A 19225-nucleotide genomic window follows, 5' to 3' on the forward strand; every position below is an offset into this window, starting at 1 on the left:
GTTTGTTCGTTATGGCATTAGATACTTAATAAGCTGCTTACCAACCGGTTCAGTCACCCTGTTAGGCATTATCTTCCAGAGTTCGATGAAGAAGCGAAGCTTTTCTTTATCCGGAGGACCCGTCTCTTTATTGGCGCTGCCCATGACAAAATACGTGAGCTGCTCGGCAGCAGCCCCCCATTGTTCTTTGTACTTATACGTTCCTGAACCTGTTTGTGAACGACCGAGATCAAGCTGCTTTAGCCCGCTTTTTATCCCAAATTTCACAGCTTCCCAGTACATAAAGTTATTCAGATATTTGTGGTTGTACACCGTCGAATTCGCGCCATAGGGATAATAAAGTGTTGAATCCCCTGGACTTATTAATAGGAGCATACCGCCTGCTACCTCACCGGTCTCTACGTCTATGACGGTTAGCAGCACCGCATGATCTGGTAAATAGTCGAAGAATCTTTGGAAGAAACGAATATCCTGAGCTGGTGAACCCAACTGCTTCATGCGCCGGACGTATACCTTATGAAATTGTGCCAGATTCCCTTTATCATAGGAAACCTGAAACCAGTTGTTCTTGTAAACCTTTCGGATATGGTTTCGATTATTGCGAGTGGAGAGGGATAGAACCTCATCTTCATTGGTTAATGGCAGTACGAACGTGTGATTGATGTCGTTTAGTTGGCCATGAACTGTATCCAATTGCATTAGCATCTGAGACAGCTGCTTGCGTTCGCTGGGAACCGCCCCGTTCTTAAATCTCAACTCGATGTAAAGAAGACGGTATTTCTCCTTCAGCTGCGCGATTGCAGCCATAGCAAATTGCGCGGCTTCCTCATTCCGTGCGCACACATCCGTATAATTGACAAAGGGGAGCGAAACGCCTACCCTCTTGAGTCCTAAGTTACGACCACTCGTTAATGGAATTAACGCGCAAATCTGGCCACTTTGATCAACCACAGCATGATACAAGCATTGATAACCAAACGTCTCGAGCAGAATCTGTCGAAATGACAATGTATGAAAAACGGTCCCCTGAGACCATGCCAGCCTGTCCCAGTCTTCCTTCATGTCTTCGATATAGGGCAAACAACGGTACATGCAGACTATCCTCTCAACCACAAAATGACACCAATCATAATAAACACACATCCAGCCCACTTCATGGCGCTAATTTGTTCATGGAAAATCATAATCGAAACGAGAATCATAAAAATATATTGAATACTCGACACGAAGGTCACATAGCTCAGGTCAAATTGAGACAAGCAATAAATCCAGATAAAGGCAGCCAGCGCGTAGAAGGCAAAGCCGGTTACAATCAATGGTGTCGTCATGTAACCTATTGCGATCGTCATAATTCCACCTTCAAAATTGACAGCTCGACCCCCTATTTTAAGCAAGGTACTGGCCACAACCGTCATAAGTACACTGGCAACTAGCATGATATATTTGATGATTTTTCCTCCTCATTGCTTTTCTTCTCAAGCTCTTCAAGCCTTAGCTTCGTTAATCCCAGTTCCTGTGTAAGCGCTTTGTTATGTAGTTTTAAACCTGAGATACTTATACTCGCATTCAGCAGGAGCAGATAGGCAGATGCGATCAGAATGGCAAAAAATGCAGATGGCGCATAGTCGATACCAAGTAGTTTGGAGAACGACTCCATCAAATCCGTGAACATGGACATAATCAACGTAAATATGCCAATCACAAACCATACAAGTGCATATTTCTCCCGAAGTCTTCTAGCCCTCACCATCATAAATACGGTACTCATTAGAATTAAACTGAAGACGACACCCATTAATTGCACACTATACAGATGATGTTCACTCGTTAGCATCCCTACCACCTTGTCCTTGTAAAAGAGAATAAGATCGACATAATCACCTTCGTCATATAATAGGGACTTTGCATCGGAGTTATCGATGAGGCACCGTGTTCACGTTCTCTCATTTCAACGCCGATTTCGCCGATGCGAAGTCCATGTTTGCTAATCAATATAATGGCATCTGGCTCTGGGTAATCTTCTGGATAGAATTGGCTTAACAGCTCTATACTCTTGCGATTATACATACGAAACCCTGATGTACCGTCGGTAATCTTCGTCTGGATTAATAAGCGAAATAAATAATAGAACACTTTAATACCCAGGCGCCTTGTCCATGTCGTTCGGAACGATTTAATATCTAAAAACCTAGAGCCGATGACCATATCGGCCCCTGTTTGCGTCATACACGCAAATAACTTATCCACCTCGCTGGGAAGGTGCTGACCGTCGCCGTCAATTTGCACCATATAGGAATAACCGTTCTTCTCGGCATATTTAAAGCCAGTTTGCACCGCGCCACCAATCCCTAGATTATAGGAAAGGTCTACAACTTTGACTCCCTCTCCGGCTTGCTTGGCTATCGCAGACGTGTTGTCCTTCGAGCAATCATTAATAACTAAAATATCGTAGCTAGGAAGATTCTCACGTACATCCCTGATTACCTTTAAAATATTGTTCTGCTCATTATAGGCCGGGATCACAATGAGTGCTTGTTTCTGTTCCATTGAAGCAACTTCCTCCCAAATTTATTAATGCAGAATAGGATTAGGCGGAACAATCTTTCGACGCCATACCCACAGACGATACAAATAAAGGGTAAAGCAGGCAGCTTATATCGATACATACTATCCATGAACAACACCATACAGAATATGAATATCGATGCAATGACTAGCCAAACAATCGATGTTTTCCTGAAAATGTTGTTCTTTATGGCAGCGTAAGTTCCGAATAGAAATAGAAGTGACGGGACGACATCCTTACACAATTTAATAACCCCTGCCACACTCTGTACATCCGTCTTCCATACCCACCAGCCGATAAAGGCGAGCACCCTTCTGCCATATAACACCAGCACATGATCCCAATTATGAATAAGAAAGCTTAAGATCAAGCTACCTAGAATATCAATGCGATAATCAGGACGATAGAAATAGTCATGACCTGAAGGGTTATCGTAAATCCAGCCCTTGGCATAAATATTGTATAAAACTAACTTCGCATTATATTGTAGAGAGGTAAGAAGCGGATTGAATTTGTGAGTAAATACAAGAAAGCAAACAGCTGCAAGAACGAATAGTAAAGCGCATACAAACTTATATCTATGCCTCTTGAGGAAATTGATTGGTTGCTCTAGGTTAACATTCAGGGCTATGTATATGAGAATAAAAGTAAGTGTTAGGACACCCGTTGGCCGGAATACCAGCATGAAGAGCGAAGAAATGAGGAAGAACGAACCCACTACTTTGTTGTTATTTTCAAGCGTTTTAAGAAGAAGGAAAACATTCAGCAGGACTAAATTCATAAATAGACTATCTGAAAGAATGTACATCGACCAAAGCGTAATGTGCCAGGAAGTTGCATAGAAATACGAGGCTATAATTGCGGTAATTCGGTTAAATAAGCGAAGCGTGATGAGATAGACCAGGATCACACACGATGCCGTTGTTACAGCCTGTACAAAAACAACGATATGTTCCTCCTTAAACACACCTATTAATATGGCGAGAACGAGGTTATAGCCCATATAAAGAAGATCATTCATATGTAAGCCAATCTTGAAATCTGTTAACAAGGAGTGGGCGTAATTCAGATACCACTGTGAATCTTCCGATTTCGGAAGCCCCTTGTCAGAGTTTAAAATAAAGAAATAGTAATCTAAGGTCTTCTTCAGTGAAAGCACAACTAGGGGGAGGATGTACATCCATTCATAATCCTTGTATTTCTGATAGATTTGATAGATTGGATACACTCTGCTAACAACTCCATATCTGTAAAAATAATTGTGATCGAATTGTAAAAAAAGTGTGATCTAAATGTGAAAACAACATAGAATTTTCGACATTCCATGATAAAATCCTGCTTCTTTTTAACTATTTTCAAATATTATTTATGTAAGTTTAATAGAAGGCAGGCTTCTAGGATATTTCGTATGTTGGACTATCCAAAAGAAAACGAAAAACCCCTCTCATAAGGGGTTCTCGATCCTACCTATTCATTATCCGAATACACCACATCGTCGATCAACATGTTGCCCGCATTCCAGCTGCGCAAGCCAATTTGCCCCGCAGCTGTTGGGATATTCGTTAACGCTCCCGTATAAATCTGCGTTCCATCCACCCACACCGTAACAGTGGTACCCGTAAACTGGACCTTCATGACATACGTAACACCGCTCGTCAGAGCCGGGCCTGTGAAATTCCCATACTGCCCCGTGCCGTTCGACCACGCCCATGATGTGCCTACATCGTAGCCAATGGCGGCCCAAGACGTCACGTCCGTATATCGGAAGATGGCCTGTATGCGCCCGTTTGCATTCTGCGGCGTCACCTTGAACGTATACACACCATCCGCTTTCGCTGGTGAATTACTATCTACAACAACGGTTGAGCTGTTATTCGCATTCAAGTTAAGTCCACCTGAGAGGCTGCTCACCGTTCCCGTTCCAATCACACGATTCCAACCCGTTATGCCACTGTTAAAATCCTGCGAATACCCGGTGCCGCTGCTCGTTGACTTATATACGTTAATTTCGGAAGCAGATGCCCAGCCTCCAACACCTGCGGTAGCTTCCAAACGAACATACGAAGCTGTTACAGCCGTAAACGCAGCGCTTTTCTCCAATGCATCATTCGTCCACGTGCCTGTGGCTACTTGAGTAAATGTGGTGCCATCTGTGCTCGTGTACACCTTATAGCCGGTGATGTTACCGTTCGCTCCGCCATCTTGCCTCGGCATCAGCTTCACTTGATTAACCGCATAGCTGCCACCCAAATTCAGCGTGATCGATTGTGGCAACACATTGGATAAGTCCCATTTCGTATGCCAAAAGGTCGATAGATTGCCATCAAGCACATTCCCGGCTGCATTGCTCGCATTAACCGTCTCTTGGCTCGTCGCAACTGCTGTCATTTGTGATTGCGGAATCAGCGTCGGATCAACGGGAACGGAACCTCCCGCAGATACTTTCAAATCATCCATAATAAAATCTGTATGATTGCTCGTTACCTTTTGAATCCCAATCCAGCTATTGCCTGAGCTTCCTGCCGTAAACACTTTCGTAAACGTCGTCGGTGTCGTTACCGTTCCGAAGCTCGTTGTCGACACCACCGATGTCCCGTCTCCAACGACAAATGCATAATCCCCGGCTGCCTGATTCTCATAGCTGAAGGTGACCGTATAGGTCGTGCCAGGTACGAAACGCAAGGTTTGCGGAATCGTCTGGTACAGCAGACCGGAGTTCTCCTTATGTGCCATGAGTGACCATGTGCCATTCAGCACATCATCGATTGTCTTCCCATTCCAACCCTTTTGTGAAAAAGGGGCATGCAGCTTCATCAGATGGGTGCGGGGATCGTTGATACCGCCTGCAGGTCCTTTGACGAAAGGGAACCAACCGTCCGGAACATTTTCGAAATCCTGTACGAAATAATCGTTATTTGGATTCGCCGTTTTGGTCGTTTTCTCCAGACGCACATCGTCGAAAGTCACGGCAGTTGTGCCTGCGTCAGCCTTCAAATAAAGCGTAGCTGTTGTCCCGCCAGCTGGCACATCGAACCACACATACATACGCTGCAGCATCGTATTCTGTTTGGAGTCAGCTGCGATGTAATTTTTCCACAGCGAGCTGTTAGCGTACGTGCTTACTTCCGCACCGCCATAATTATTAACCCCTAAGTAGGCTTTACGGCTGCCGCTAGTTGCCACATAGACCGACGCATAATACGTACCTGGCGTAAGCCCTGTTAGCGTTTGACTAACTGTGGTTGCACTCGCTGAGCTACCTAGCTGAAGCTCATATTGCCCGTTCGTGTTCCGTACAACGGAAGCGCCGCTGCCTGCAACCGTCCATGCGCTTAAATTGCCATTGTTGAAGCCTGGATCGGAGATGCCAGCGCCTTCTCCATAATTCACAGCCGGATTGGCTGCCGCAGCGCTTTTATAAATCACATACGCCTTATTCGCAGTTGCTGGTATCGTAATCTGATTGCTCGTGACCGCAAGGTCGCTCACCAAGGTTCTGCCTTGATCCGATAGCTGATACAACTTCACCGTGCTTAATCCTGACCAGCTTGCTGGAAGCGTCCATGTCGTACTGCCACCGGCAGCATTCCAATGGTACAGCTTATCCTCGGTTAGCGGATTCCAAGGGAGCAGATAAGAGCCGCCATTCAAGACCGTGCGCCCATCTTTCGTGATCACACGTGTGCCACTAGCATTCGTAGCAGCAACATTACTTTCAAAGAGAATGGTATTCGAAGTCCACTTCATGATTTTAAAATGCTGCAAATACTTCGTTGGTACATCTGTCCCAAACGTCATATTGATCATCGTGTCGAAGTTCGTTTTTCCTTGCCAGCCTTCATACGCTGAGATCTCCGTCCCACCGAGCAGCGGATCACGCGCGATCCAGGTATCCTTCTGATGGTTGCGAATGAAGCGGGCTATCTGGCTGTTGAAGCCTTTCGTATCCGAACCGCCATAATTGTAATCAACGGCCCAATGGTTCCAGATGCTATTGTACTCATGGTCGGAAGGGAATTCCGTGGCCAGCGGCCAACCCAGCGAGTTCACTTCTCTTGCTGCCTGACGGCTGTCCCAGCCATTCGACTGCCACACATCGATATAAATATAGCCTAAATTAGGCACCTGACTCTTGAGCTGTTGCAGTCTAGCTAAACGGCTTCCTGACGTAGAATCATATCGCTTATTGATATAGTACGAAGCGTCTAGCCAATCCCAGCCTGGCGCCGTTTTGTTCACGAGCGTTTCATTAAACGCCTGCGCCTCCGGATACGACTCCGTCGCATTGATATGAACCCCATATAGAGCGTTGTAGGTACTGCCTGCGCCTACGAGCGTATTCAAATCAGCGGCTCCACCCTGGCGCTGTCCAATATCGCCATAATCCGGATGCCCGGAATCGTGGCCTTCGGAGCCGTAGCCTTTCAGCAGCACCATTTGGCCCAGCCCATCTGTCGCATTGTACACTTTCTTCGTCTCATCCAACGTCTTCGTAAATGGATTCGTTGCCTGACTCGCGAAGTTCATCGGAATACGCTGAACAACGAGATCTGGCACCTTGTCAGCACCCACGGGATTGTTCATGATACTGCGATAAGCAATGGCGCCATCCTGCCAATCGACAGTGCTATCGGCGTTGGCGTCACCAGTAATAACCACCTTCGCGCTCGGAAGAGGATCTGTCGCTGTCATTCCGCTGGCTCGATAGATCCAAGCTCCGCTCCATAGCCCTGTTCGTGAGTAGCCTGTTTTGGCAACGGTCTGCTCCTTCACGCGTCCATTGTTATCCGAGCTCTCGTAGACCGAATTCGTCCATAAGCCCCCGGCAAGCTGGTTCGTATTCACGAAGCCATACATGTAGTCGACCGAAGCAGCATCCGCTGTTGGTGTGCCAGTAACGGACTTGATGGTGTCACCAGTTCCCGTGACGGCGGTATACATTTTATTCCCGGCGAACGCAGCACCAGCTTGCGTGCTCCTGACTGAAAGTAAATTGTGATTGCGAATGTCAATCGTATTTACTTTCGTGGCGCCATTTTCCGCAATATTCGTGATGTCAAAAAGCAAAGTATTATTTACAACTTTCATCTGGACCGAAACCACAATGTTGATCGAGGATAATGTAAGCGTATACAATACAGTGTCTGATCCAGTTGTTTAAAATGAAACCGTGGGGGTGTACGCCGTACCATTGATATACACCTGATTCAGCGTATCCTCTGAACCGTACATAACGGCGCCATTCGCTAACCAAGTGTACTGGTTCACTTTCGGAAATGCGGTGTCCACATTCACTTGAAGCACGGAGCTGGCAATGGTTTGCGTTGCTGCATAAGCTTTGCTAACCATCACGTTGGATAAAGGTTCGCTTGCGATTGATCCAACCTGTAATGCGACTAACGCCGAGAATGCAAAACCTAATTTCCACCTCAAACTTCCCCTTTGAATCATCAATTCATCCTCCCTTTTAATGACTAATCGACTTCCCCCCTACTATATCACCGAAATTACGGCTATACGCTTGATACATTTTGTTCTTACATGATGTTTTTTGGCGATAGCTCATTCTTTCTTCAAGCTCTCTCGATACGCCTTCGGGCTATACCCTGTCATCTTTTTGAAAATACGACTGAAATGCTCCGGGTTTAGGTATCCAATTCGCTCCGAAATATCCGAAATTCGGTTCCCTGATTCGAGCAGCTGCTTCGCCTCGTCAATACGCAGCTTCGTCAAATAGTGAATGAAATTGCAGCCGACTTCTTTGACGAACTGCTTGCTCAAATAACTCTCACTCACACCAACCATCTCACTAATCAGTGACTGGTTAACCTCCTCACGATAGTGCATATCGAGGAATTTCTTCGCGCTGGCAATCGGTGCGCTCATACGTGCTGCGTTCATTTCAGTGTGTCCATGAATGACGGTATGCGTTCGATGACATAGCTCTCGGATGTAGCTGAGTGTTTCCTCTAACGTTTCTAACTGCTTGATCGCCTCGAAAGGGTTGCGTGAAGTCGGCTGGACTTCCTCAATCCGAATATCCTTGGCATAGAGAATAGCCCCAAGCTCCCATAGCACGTCTCCAAAAAAGCTCCGCAGCTTATCCGGATGCTCCTGCTTGGCACCTGCTAATCGCTTATCTAGCTCTTCATATACACGTACCCATTGAGTGCTGTCCACCTGCCTCAATGCTTGCGGCAAAGCTAGCTTCCATGCCCTCAAATCCTCCCATAGCCCTTGCTTGCTCCCGTTTTTATGACTCTGTGATTCTGGATAGAAGAGCTTGCCTAAGCCCTCATAATAACTCCGAGCCGCCAGTTGCTGCGCTTGATGGTACAGCCGGCTCCACTCCTTGAAGCCATTTGCCAAGTCGCTAATTCCTACCGATATCGCCGCATTGACATACTGCAGCAAACGCGTCTGAATCATTGTCAGCATGCTTTGAATTTTCGTGCGAATTACCGATTCGCTGCGATCCTGCGGGAAGGCACACATGATGACATACTCACCTAGCTCACGACGAACAATTTCATGGCGTATCGACATCTCCTGAAGCACAGACTGTATCGTTTGTTGAATGAAGCCATGCGTTCGTGTCGTATCAATGCCTCTTGCAACGTGAATAACAATGACCATTTCATTCGTTTCGTTAAACAAATTCGTCCCCGATACCCCCAATTGAACGAACGCTTCGGCATCTTCTTGAGGATCAAAGTCCAATAGCTTGTGCAGGAGCGCGTCCTTATCTGGACTAGGCATCTGCAGCTTGTCCTCTTTCCCTACACTTTCCACATTCGGTACAGGGCTGATTTGTCCTAACTCTTTCACAGCCTTCGTAATGATAGGGCGAATATGCTCCTCATCCATATCCACTTTCACGATATAATCGAGCGCTCCCAGCAGGAACGCTTCCCGCACATAGCTATAATCACTATAAGCACTCAGAATAATCGGAAGCGGACATTTCGGGAGGGCAGCCTCACGCAGCGCCTTCAATAGATCGATGCCGTTCATTCTTGGCATTTGAATATCGACGAGCAGAAGATCAATATCGCCACGTTGCTGAAGAAGAGCGAAGGCCTCTACGCCATCGCTCGCTTCACAGCTGATCTCTATATGGAATTTCTGCCAATCAAGCAAATGATGCAAGGCCAAGCGAACTAACGGTTCATCGTCTACGATCATCATTTTGTACATGGGAGTCCTCCTCCTAGAGATGCTCAACTGTTCTTATATCAACGGCTACCCTTTGATCGCACCGTCCATCAGTCCTTTGAAGATGTACCTTTGAAAAACCAGATAGAACAGCATACTAGGCAAGAGCACTAGAATAATACCTGCGCAAAGTGCTACCAGATCCGATGTTCGTTCACTAACGAAAGACATAAGAGCCGTCGGCAGCGTCGCCAATTCTTTCTTGGGCATATATAAATTTTGCAAATAAATATCATTCATGATCGTCACACTTTTCAGAATACCAAGTGTAGCCGTTGCAGGCAGCAGCAGAGGGAAAATAATCGAGCGAAATACTCGGAAATACGACGCCCCATCCATCATCGCGCTTTCATCTAATTGCTGGGAAATTTTCTCTAGAAACTGAATGTAAATGTAAATTTGCATAATATCCGTGCCCACATAAATGAGCAATGGCGCCCCCAGCGTATTGTACAAATGCATCGAGTGGATGAGTTGAAACCGAGCGATTTCTGTCGTGTAGGCTGGGATAATCATAGAAACAATGAACAACAGCAGCACTATTTTTTTAAGCTTAAAATCGAATCGATTCAAGATAAAGGCTGTCATTGTGCCAAGCAAGGCATTACCCGCCATACTCACCACAACCAGCACGAAGGTGTTGCGCAAGCCTAATAAAATGTGGCCATCATGGAAGGCTTTAACGTAATTATCGAAATAAAATAGATGGCTAGGCAGCGAAAATGGCGAGGTCGCTCCCAGCTCCGCATTCGTCTTCAATGAACCGAAAACGACGAGAAGAATTGGAATAAAGACGATCAAGCACATGCCTATAAAAAGTATATAGTACAGTACGTTGCTGAGCAATTGACGTTTATTTTCAGATAGAGAGGTGTTCATTTATGCTTCACTCCGATCTTTAATGATCCAATTTTGCAGGGACGAGAAGCCGATAATGAGGATCAGAAGAGAAACTGCCATAGCCGAAGCAAGGCCGTAATTGTTGTAAGTAAACGCCGTTTGCAGCGAAAATAATCCAAAGGTAGAGCTTGCTGTTCCAGGCCCGCCCCCTGTCATAACATAAGGAATATCGTATTGCAGCAGCGCGCCTGAAATGTTCAGGAACAGAATAATTTCCATCACACGCCGAATCCCAGGCAGCGTAATATGGCGCAGCTGCTTCCAAAAGCCCGCTCCATCCATTTTGGCAGCTTCATAGAGATCCGTTGGAATGGACTGCAAGCCAGCTAAGATCAGAATGATATGTACACCGCTGAAGCGCCATACAGATACGGCGACTAGCGAATAATTGACGACATTCAAGTTACTTAACCAGCCCGTAATGAGTGACTCCAAACCCACCGCTTTCAGCAGCTCGTTCAGCGGACCATTCACAGGATTATAGATGTAGCTAAACATGTATGCGACTGCGATGCCATTAATAATGTACGGCATAAGCACCGTGAAACGGAAAAACGAACTCCCACGCATTGTGCGATTCAGCAGCACCGCTGTCATGACTTCAACCGGGATGAAGAGCAAATGTACGACGAAATAGATGCCATTATTGCCTATGGCTTTCCATGCGTCGGGAAAATCAAACAATAGCTTACGGTAGTTTTCGAATCCGATATACTTCAAACTCTCACTGTAGCCATCCCAATTTGTGATGCTGTATCGAAACAATTGAAAGGTGGGATAGATGAGAAATAATAGCATGAGTGCGACTGGAACAAACAAAAACGACCCGATAATAACCTTCTTCTGTAAGGTATAGCTCATGCCACTCACTCCTTTTGGATGGAAAAAGGGTACTATTCCGTCTTTCTCAAATAGTACCCTGTATGAACGCTTACTTCGTTATGGAATCGATGGATTTCTTCCATTTCTCGTTGAGTTCTTTTTCAACTGCATCAATCGGTTTACCAGCGAAAATACTTTGCGCCGCTTTCTTAGGATCAAATTGCGCTGCAGCACTCACCTTGGCATACGTTTCGTCTGTTCCGTAGTAGATGAATGGTTTGTATGGGTACGTCGTTGTCCATTTATTGAAAAATGGCAGCTCAGACGTCACGCCGTTGACCGTCGAGAACTGTTGCAGCTTATTAATAAACGGCGTGTAGACGTCTTTACTAAACATCCACTCGTAGAAGGCTTTGGCTTCTTCCAGGTTTTTCGTGTTCTTATTAATACCGACGTTATTGTCGGACATCATGATGGATTGCAGATCTGTGCTTGTCGTTTCGCGGAATGGCAGCGGGAATACGGCTAAATCGTCATCCTTCTTCACTTTCTCCATATAGGACGCATAATACCATTGTCCGAGTGCGATCATGGCCGATTTATTCGCTTCAAAGGATTGTGTCGATTGGTCAAAAGAAACAGACAGCGCATCTGGACCCGCATACTTTTTATCCGCAATCTCCTTAATGACCTTACCCACCTTGTCAAACGTGCTGCCAGCAGCAAATGGTGCCGGATTCTTCGCTAGATTCGCCAAGAACTGTTCATCGCCAGACAAAATGTGTGGACCAAACTCCATCAGCGGATAGAACGTCCAATCATCCTTCCCGCCGATCGCGAGTGGTGTGTATTTGCCGTTTGCTTTTACTTTCTCTAGAGTTGCCATGAATTCTGGAAACGTTTTCGGAACTTCGATGCCTAATTCTTTAAATATACTAGGATGGTAGTACACAAATTCGGAGAACGATACGAGCGGAACACCGAGCACTTTGCCATCGACCTTGGTCGGGTATTTATTGTTTTTGACCGCATTCAAATCATCGAGAGGCAGCAAGGCTTGTTTATAGATTTGGAATTGCGCAGGCTTTAAGTACATCAGATCCGGTAAATCGTTAGCTGCTAGTCTAACTTTGAGATATTGGCCGCCGTTATCCGGCACCTTCTCCACTTCAACCGATACATTCGGCTTCAGCTTCGTATATTCTTTCACCTTCTCTGTCCAGAAATCCAAATCTGCCTTCGTGTCCCACATCGCAAGCTTCAGCTTGACGGGCTCTGCTGGCTTGGCTGTTGCTGCTGCCTTCGTCGCTTCAGGCACTGATGAACTTGCCGTCGTGCTAGCTTCGTCTTTGGATCCACACCCTGTCAAAGCAGTCATGGCGACGACCCCCATCAAAGCCACTGAACTTACCCATTTTCGTTTACTCATTGCGTTAACCCTCCACCTGGTATCGATTAGGTTGTTTGTACCTTGCTTTAATCATAATCGATGAAAAGAGACGCTCGAATGATCGTTTTTGCCCATTACTTGATCTATTTTGAACTAACGTCAGGATCTTCACTGTGACTTCGAATGACAGGCACGATAATTTCCACCCTCGTCCCCGTCGGCGCAAGCCGTTCAATCGTGACGCCATATTCAGCTCCGTAATGCAGGCCAATTCGTTTGTGAACATTCAGAATACCCATGCCGCTAAACGTATCATCCTGATCCGAAGCGGCCAGCTTCTCGATCAGTTCGTCTTGAATGCCGACGCCATCATCCGCGATGACAACATGCAGCCGTTCACCTTCCTTGCGAATCTCAATCGTAATCAAACCGTTGGTTTCTTTACTTACCAAACCGTGTGTGATCGCATTTTCGAGAATCGGCTGCAGCAGCAGCTTCAAAATATAGAACGACGTCGCTGAAGGATCCACATCCCATTTGACCTCAAATTTATTGCCGTAGCGTGTTTCCATGATGAAAATATACTGCTTCAGATTTTCGATTTCATCCGAAAGCAGCGTCAAACTGCCTCCGCGATTAAAGGAGGACGATACGAGACGAATCAACGCCTGCGTCATATTGCGAATATTATCGACCCTAGAGATCATAGCCATGAGCTTAATGGAATTGAGTGTATTAATGAGAAAATGCGGATTAATCTGCGATTGCATAGCAGCGAACTCGGCCTTCTGCTTCGCTTTCTCCTGCAGCTCCGTTTGCTTAATCAACAGCTTGATTTGATCCATCATATGGTTAAAAGTACGACCGAGCGTCACCGTCTCTGCGCTGCCAGAGGCTTCAATTTTGGTATTGAGATTGCCTTCCATGACACGGGACATTTTGACGACGAGGACATGAATCGGCTTCATTAAGTAATGCAGCAAATAGAAGGATATGAACAAGAAAATAACCGTGATGACAGCTGTAGCGAAAAGGAGAAGCTCATAAATGCTGTTATATTTGGCGGTCAATTCACCATATGGAATCTTGTATACTACTTTCCAATCTGCAATGCCCACCGTCGCATACGTAACCAACATCTTCTCGCCATCAATGGTGTCAACGAAGTTGCCTTCCGTCCCCTTCGAAATACGCTCCATGAGCGAAGCATCCACTTCGTGTTCGTCCGGTGGTAAATTATAGCTGGACGCGATGACATCTCCGTCGGCAGTCACAATGCGAAACGCGGACGAGCCGCTGATCGGATTTTGCCACAGCATCTTTTCGAAATAGTCCGTACTGAATACGAAATAAATAAAATCTACATTGTGCAGCATCTGATAATAGCTCGGTCTGATCGTCGTCACTATGCTGGTTGAAGTGGGGGAACCATACAGCACACCCATTTGCTTACCGATAAAATGCACATGATCTTGTTCCGAAATGGTCTTCGAATACCAACTCGACGTTCGCAGTCCGGAATCACTGACGGCCAAATCCTTGAGATACGAATAGCTGCCGCCGTTTTTGAAAAAGAAATTGACTGACTGCACCCTGCCTGACATCGAGGAGCTGTACTTGCCCAGCGCTTTCGAAAGGTCATTCGAGTACGGCTGCCGCTCATTAGAGCTGGACTCATTCATCAGAGTCGCTGTCTCGAGAATTTCCGAATCCATGCCAACCGCTGCCGAGAAGGTGACCACATTATTGATCTCCTGCTCGATCGAGTACTTAACCGCATGCAGGGTTTGCTGTGATCGATCCGTTGTCTGCTGAATTAAGTCTCGTTTATACACCTGCAAAATCGTCGCGGAGATCGTGATGATCGGCAGGACCACCATCGTAAACAGTAAAATATAAAGGGTCGTGGACGTTTTCCATGGTTTTCGCAATCGATTCATATGTGGCCTCGCATCCGATTGGTAGATTGATAGGAATAATGATTTGAAGATAATGATAGCATATCACTTGTTGGTTTAAGAGCAACTCCCCGCCTTTTATTTATTGTTTAATCCGCAAAAAAATGCTACGCTAAATAATGTAATATTAATAATACAGGAGGGCGTAAGGATGAAAAATGAACAAGAAAAGCCTATGTATTACGATGGAAGCGGTACGATTCAATTTCCGAAGAAAATGCCAGATTCCAAGGATATCATTATTAAACCCGTAGGTGTGACAATCGAGCACGTTCAGATTCCTTACTTTCCTTACTGATAGAGATTTCACTTTGAACCTTCCAAAGAAGTTTAAGGCCATCCCCAAGATTTTACCTCAAGGGATGGCTTTTGTTTTTCCGTGAATAAACACAACTTTAGAACTGTTGTCCTTTGGTAACTTTTACCTTAAAATAAATAAGGAAACTAAAGGAAATTTGTTGAAAGTTAGGAAATTTACTTAGGCGGTGAATTTTATTCATGAGTTATCAATCACATGTGAAAAATAACCAATCGTCAGAACAACACGATAAACAGACCCAATCTAACAGTTCAGCTAAACAGACTGGAACAGCGGATCGCATGTCCCCTTTTTCCACTTCACATATCGCACAACTACAGAGAACCATCGGAAATCGCGCCGTCGCTCAATTATTTAGATCTCAAACACAAGCACAACCAGAGAAACCCATTCAGACAAAAAAAAATAACACTGGCATGCCCGATAATTTGAAATCAGGTGTTGAAAACCTATCCGGGTTGTCCATGGATTCCGTTAAAGTGCATTACAATTCTGATAAACCTGCTCAGCTGCAAGCCTTAGCTTATGCGCAAGGGAATGACATCCATGTAGGACCTGGTCAAGAGCAGCATTTGCCGCATGAGGCTTGGCATGTCGTCCAACAACGCCAAGGTAGAGTAGCACCTACGCAGCAAGCTGGGGGCGTCGCCATTAATGATGACCACGGATTAGAATCCGAAGCCGATCATATGGGAGCGAAAGCATCTGATTTGGGCGGAGAACGTATGCAAATGCAGAGATCGGACAACGATAGTTTAGTAAGTGGAGAGGCATCATCCTCTTCGGATACGATCCAAAAGGTGGCTGCCACCCTATACGATGGATTGGATGCCAATGATCCAAGTACGTATGATGTCGGTGGTGGTCATTCCTATGCCGATCACGGGGCGCATACAACGGAAGAACAGCAGCGCGAGCGCTTGAAAAGCGGTACCGCGCCTTCGGGTCGGGTGAGTAAAGTGCCAACAGGTAAAGCCGCTTCGAAATTCGTTTCGGATGATAAGCATAAGGCGGCTTTCACCAGTGCTTACAGTACTTTGGTAACTAAAAATGCACCGAAGCAAAAGCTTGTCGGCATGGGTACCGTGATCAGCGTGCCAGGTGCAGGGGTCGGCTATCTCCGTGATGGCACAGAGGTCACATGCGATCAAGTCCAATTAGATATTCAGCCAGACAATGGCAAGTTGAAAATCAATACGATGTTTCCAGTAAGTTAGGAGGATGAGGGCATGGGTTCATCTGAACGGAACGAATTGAGTCAGCTCTTGGATGAGCTGGCTACAGCATTGACTGCGGACGGGTCGCAGACGATTAATAAGCAAGCTCTGGCGGAGCACATTGCGGATAACGAACTTGAAGAAGCAGGGTCTGCTCCTTCTTGGCTTATTGATCTCCTCACCGCAGTGAACGATCGAAAGGTTACAGGCCATTGGATTGATTTTAAGCGAGATTCCGGTGATGACACGAATGTCTTCGATTTCATTCGGCACCTGCATGAGGTGCTCCCGATTCGATATGAGAACAATGAGGAAAGCTGGTTGTTAACCTTTCCGCAGCTCCAACTGGAAGCTTGTATTTCGTTGGAGGGTTCTTGTTACAAGGTGAGCGGTATCGGCGATACGTGGGAATTAGAGGATGCGTTGAATGAGTAAAAAAGCAGTCCCCGAAGTAGGTTACTACTTGGGGGATTGCTTTTTTTTTGCGTGAGTGGCCTCTGTAGTGATGTTTTTCACCGCTACAGCTTGGATTTCAGCTGATTTCTCCCCTGCCTCCCGCTGTAAGCGTGTTTTTCACCGTTACAGCAAGAATTTCAGCCGTTTTCTCCCCTGCCTCCCGCTGTAAGTGTGTTTTTCACCGTTACAGCTTGGATTTCAGCCGTTTTCTCTCCTGCTTCCCGCTGTAAGCGTGTTTTTCGTCGTTACAGCTTGGATTTCAGCTGTTTTCTCCCCTGCCTCCCGCTGTAAGCGTGTTTTTCAAAGCTACAGCTTGGATTTCAGCTGTTTTCTCTCTTAATCCTTATATGGATCAAACTCATCCGCCCCCGCCATACAAACACCAATTGGCTTCAACACGTGCAGAACTTCAATTGTCTCTTCATGCGCGCCTAGCACATCTTCCAGCTTCCGATAAACAAAAGGACTCTCATCTGTACCTGCTCCACGAAGCTCCACACCGTAATCGTTGACTGCATCCATCATGCGATCTGGTGAAATTTGTCCGCCGCTTCGGGTGCGGGTTCTCCAGTTCATTTTGCCAGCCGCTTGCGTCCGACTCATGACCCTGCCGGCGCCATGCACGGTGCTGTAGAAAGCATCTCGATTCTCATCGGTATCTTTCCCTTTAACGATCACGGAAATATCGCACATACTGCCCCCAATAAAGCCTAATTGTCCTGGTGCAGAAGGCGTAGCCCCTTTCCGAACTACTATGGTATCCTGATCATTATGAACCTCTTTCCATGCAAAATTGTGATGATTATGCACCGCAAAATCCGCTTCTGCTTCTAGAATAGTCAACACTTGCTCCATCACATAATCTCGCCCCGTATAGGCATACCGCCCTGCCAGCTTCATAGCTCTGTAGTACATGTCTCCCAGTTCGCTCGACAAATCCAAAAGAATCGGCGGTTGATCCATCTTTTCACCTGGTGCGTTGCCCAGAAAGTCGCGGCCAGCTGTCAGATTGATAAAACCGCTCGCTGTCTTATGACCAAACCCGCGGCTGCCAAAGTGATTCGCCACCCACACCCGGCCAGTGCTCACTTCCTCAAACACATCCACGAAATGATTCCCGCTGCCTACGGTTCCAAGCTGATCACGCGCTAATGCCTTCAATTTGTCGTGCTCTTGTTTACCGATTGCTTTATACACATCCCAATCTGGGGCATCGAACAAATCATGATCAACTTTTTCATTATTTACACGCCCGATACCGAAGGATATTTTACGTGCAATTTGATCCATCATACCTGCCATGCGAGGCTTAATATCGGCAGCCAATAAGTTTGTTCTTACGGCTTTATTCCCGCAAGCGATATCATAGCCAACACCTGATGGCGATAATTGACCGTCGTATACGACAACCCCGCCTATCGGCTGGCTGTACCCTTTATGATGATCAGCCATAAGAAGCGTCTGAACGACTCTTCCTGTTTCTGAACATATTTTTGCTTGTGACAAAGCGCCTTCATCGGGTTGCCCCCAGACGCGTACGCCGTTTATATTTTGATAGGCCATGGAATTCAGCTCCTGTACTTAAAATTTATAAAACCTATCCCCATACTTCCCTCAATGCCGATCGAAATAACTCGTCAAGCTGCCGATCCTGACCACCCTCACCAACCTGTATGGTGGATGCCATTTGATCATAATAGGCTATTCTCACCTCTAAAAACTCATTAATCGGATTAATTCTCGGCTCATAATCCATCTCATCACCGGCAATTTTACGAGCAAGCAGCTCTTGAATAGCCGCCTTCAGTGGACTACCCGCTGGCACTAAGCTATCGACAAGATCTTGAAACTCGATAGGCGGCATTGTGTTATTTCGCTCAATCCATTCACAGGCCAAGATCGGGCGCAGTACATAGAAATATTTTTTGATTTTAACATGATCACCTTGCAAGTATTCCCGATAATTCCCCTTCGCCATGTGTAGGTAGTGATGCATACAAGATTTTGGTGAAAAGGTTAGTGGCGAAATGCGGCGGATTTGATCAGCTATCGTGAAATTCTCCATATAGGGTATGGGAGACTGTAACCACTCTAATAATGGCGGATTCGATTTACGAAACAAATTCAAGGCTTTCCTCAAGTCCCAACCGTTGATGTCCAGCATATCGCTGATTGGTCGCTCGATGACATCTCGTTTCTCATAAATCGAAAGATACCAATCCACTGGCCTGATATATATAAATCTTACGTCATAATCGCTATCCTTGGAGGGGAAGCCCCATGCTCGACTGCCTGATTCACAGGCATACAAGATGCGAACGCCTTCTTCCCTCTCGATCCGTTTCAGTTCTTCTAGGATTAGTTGATGAACATCTGACATAT

General features: G+C 46.0%; 16 protein-coding genes and 1 pseudogene. 3 read left to right on the forward strand and 14 right to left on the reverse strand.

Annotated elements, in window-relative coordinates:
- Positions 1 to 9: 9 nt before the first annotated feature.
- The 12 genes and pseudogenes from ACSQ8P_RS29715 to ACSQ8P_RS29770 form a co-directional block, all read right to left on the reverse strand.
- A complete protein-coding gene (locus ACSQ8P_RS29715; RefSeq protein ID WP_436238483.1) occupies positions 10 to 1092 on the reverse strand; it encodes a GNAT family N-acetyltransferase in 1083 nt (360 codons plus the stop codon).
- A 5-nt stretch (positions 1093 to 1097) separates the two neighbouring features.
- The gene (locus ACSQ8P_RS29720; RefSeq protein WP_436238484.1) at positions 1098 to 1436 is read right to left on the reverse strand and encodes a hypothetical protein; all 339 of its coding nucleotides are present in this window, start codon (positions 1434 to 1436) and stop codon (positions 1098 to 1100) included.
- Entirely contained in the window at positions 1430 to 1834 is a 405-nt protein-coding gene (locus ACSQ8P_RS29725) for a DUF2304 domain-containing protein (protein ID WP_436238485.1), read from the reverse strand. Before ACSQ8P_RS29725 ends, ACSQ8P_RS29720 begins: the two co-directional genes overlap by 7 nt.
- Positions 1835 to 1836: 2 nt before the next feature.
- The gene (locus ACSQ8P_RS29730; protein ID WP_436238486.1) at positions 1837 to 2547 is read right to left on the reverse strand and encodes a glycosyltransferase family 2 protein; all 711 of its coding nucleotides are present in this window, start codon (positions 2545 to 2547) and stop codon (positions 1837 to 1839) included.
- Complete coding sequence (locus tag ACSQ8P_RS29735) at positions 2520 to 3794, reverse strand: hypothetical protein (RefSeq protein WP_436238487.1); 1275 nt, start codon at positions 3792 to 3794, stop codon at positions 2520 to 2522. The genes ACSQ8P_RS29730 and ACSQ8P_RS29735 overlap by 28 nt, the downstream gene beginning before the upstream one ends.
- A 239-nt stretch (positions 3795 to 4033) precedes the next feature.
- The gene (locus tag ACSQ8P_RS29740; protein WP_436239637.1) at positions 4034 to 6373 is read right to left on the reverse strand and encodes a glycoside hydrolase family 101 beta sandwich domain-containing protein; all 2340 of its coding nucleotides are present in this window, start codon (positions 6371 to 6373) and stop codon (positions 4034 to 4036) included.
- Between the two features lie 9 nt (positions 6374 to 6382).
- Positions 6383 to 8017, reverse strand: a pseudogene (locus ACSQ8P_RS29745) (endo-alpha-N-acetylgalactosaminidase family protein); the annotation flags it as partial.
- Between the two features lie 111 nt (positions 8018 to 8128).
- The gene (locus tag ACSQ8P_RS29750) at positions 8129 to 9763 is read right to left on the reverse strand and encodes a response regulator transcription factor (RefSeq protein WP_436238488.1); all 1635 of its coding nucleotides are present in this window, start codon (positions 9761 to 9763) and stop codon (positions 8129 to 8131) included.
- A 45-nt stretch (positions 9764 to 9808) separates the two neighbouring features.
- Positions 9809 to 10660 (reverse strand): carbohydrate ABC transporter permease, encoded by an 852-nt coding sequence (locus ACSQ8P_RS29755; RefSeq protein ID WP_436238489.1) that lies wholly within the window; start codon positions 10658 to 10660, stop codon positions 9809 to 9811.
- Positions 10661 to 11542 carry a carbohydrate ABC transporter permease gene (locus tag ACSQ8P_RS29760; protein ID WP_436238490.1) on the reverse strand — a complete coding sequence of 294 codons (882 nt, stop codon included), beginning with the start codon at positions 11540 to 11542 and terminating at the stop codon, positions 10661 to 10663.
- A 70-nt stretch (positions 11543 to 11612) separates the two neighbouring features.
- Entirely contained in the window at positions 11613 to 12932 is a 1320-nt protein-coding gene (locus ACSQ8P_RS29765) for an ABC transporter substrate-binding protein (protein WP_436238491.1), read from the reverse strand.
- A gap of 104 nt (positions 12933 to 13036) precedes the next feature.
- A complete protein-coding gene (locus ACSQ8P_RS29770) occupies positions 13037 to 14833 on the reverse strand; it encodes a sensor histidine kinase (protein ID WP_436238492.1) in 1797 nt (598 codons plus the stop codon).
- A gap of 169 nt (positions 14834 to 15002) precedes the next feature.
- On the opposite strand from ACSQ8P_RS29770, the gene ACSQ8P_RS29775 reads away from it, so the two are divergent.
- From ACSQ8P_RS29775 to ACSQ8P_RS29785, 3 genes are all read left to right on the forward strand, one after another.
- Complete coding sequence (locus tag ACSQ8P_RS29775; protein WP_436238493.1) at positions 15003 to 15149, forward strand: hypothetical protein; 147 nt, start codon at positions 15003 to 15005, stop codon at positions 15147 to 15149.
- A gap of 200 nt (positions 15150 to 15349) precedes the next feature.
- Positions 15350 to 16387, forward strand: coding sequence for an eCIS core domain-containing protein (locus tag ACSQ8P_RS29780; RefSeq protein WP_436238494.1), 1038 nt, complete (start codon positions 15350 to 15352; stop codon positions 16385 to 16387).
- A gap of 12 nt (positions 16388 to 16399) precedes the next feature.
- Entirely contained in the window at positions 16400 to 16822 is a 423-nt protein-coding gene (locus ACSQ8P_RS29785; RefSeq protein ID WP_436238495.1) for a hypothetical protein, read from the forward strand.
- 357 nt (positions 16823 to 17179) lie between these two features.
- Here ACSQ8P_RS29785 and ACSQ8P_RS29790 read toward each other — a convergent pair whose 3' ends face one another.
- A complete protein-coding gene (locus ACSQ8P_RS29790; protein WP_436238496.1) occupies positions 17180 to 18406 on the reverse strand; it encodes an RtcB family protein in 1227 nt (408 codons plus the stop codon).
- Positions 18407 to 18440: 34 nt separating this feature from the next.
- Entirely contained in the window at positions 18441 to 19223 is a 783-nt protein-coding gene (locus ACSQ8P_RS29795; protein WP_436238497.1) for a nucleotidyltransferase domain-containing protein, read from the reverse strand.
- Positions 19224 to 19225 lie beyond the last annotated feature (2 nt).

It is taken from the genome of Paenibacillus sp. LjRoot153 (assembly GCF_964253085.1).
Lineage (GTDB): Bacteria > Bacillota > Bacilli > Paenibacillales > NBRC-103111 > Paenibacillus_E.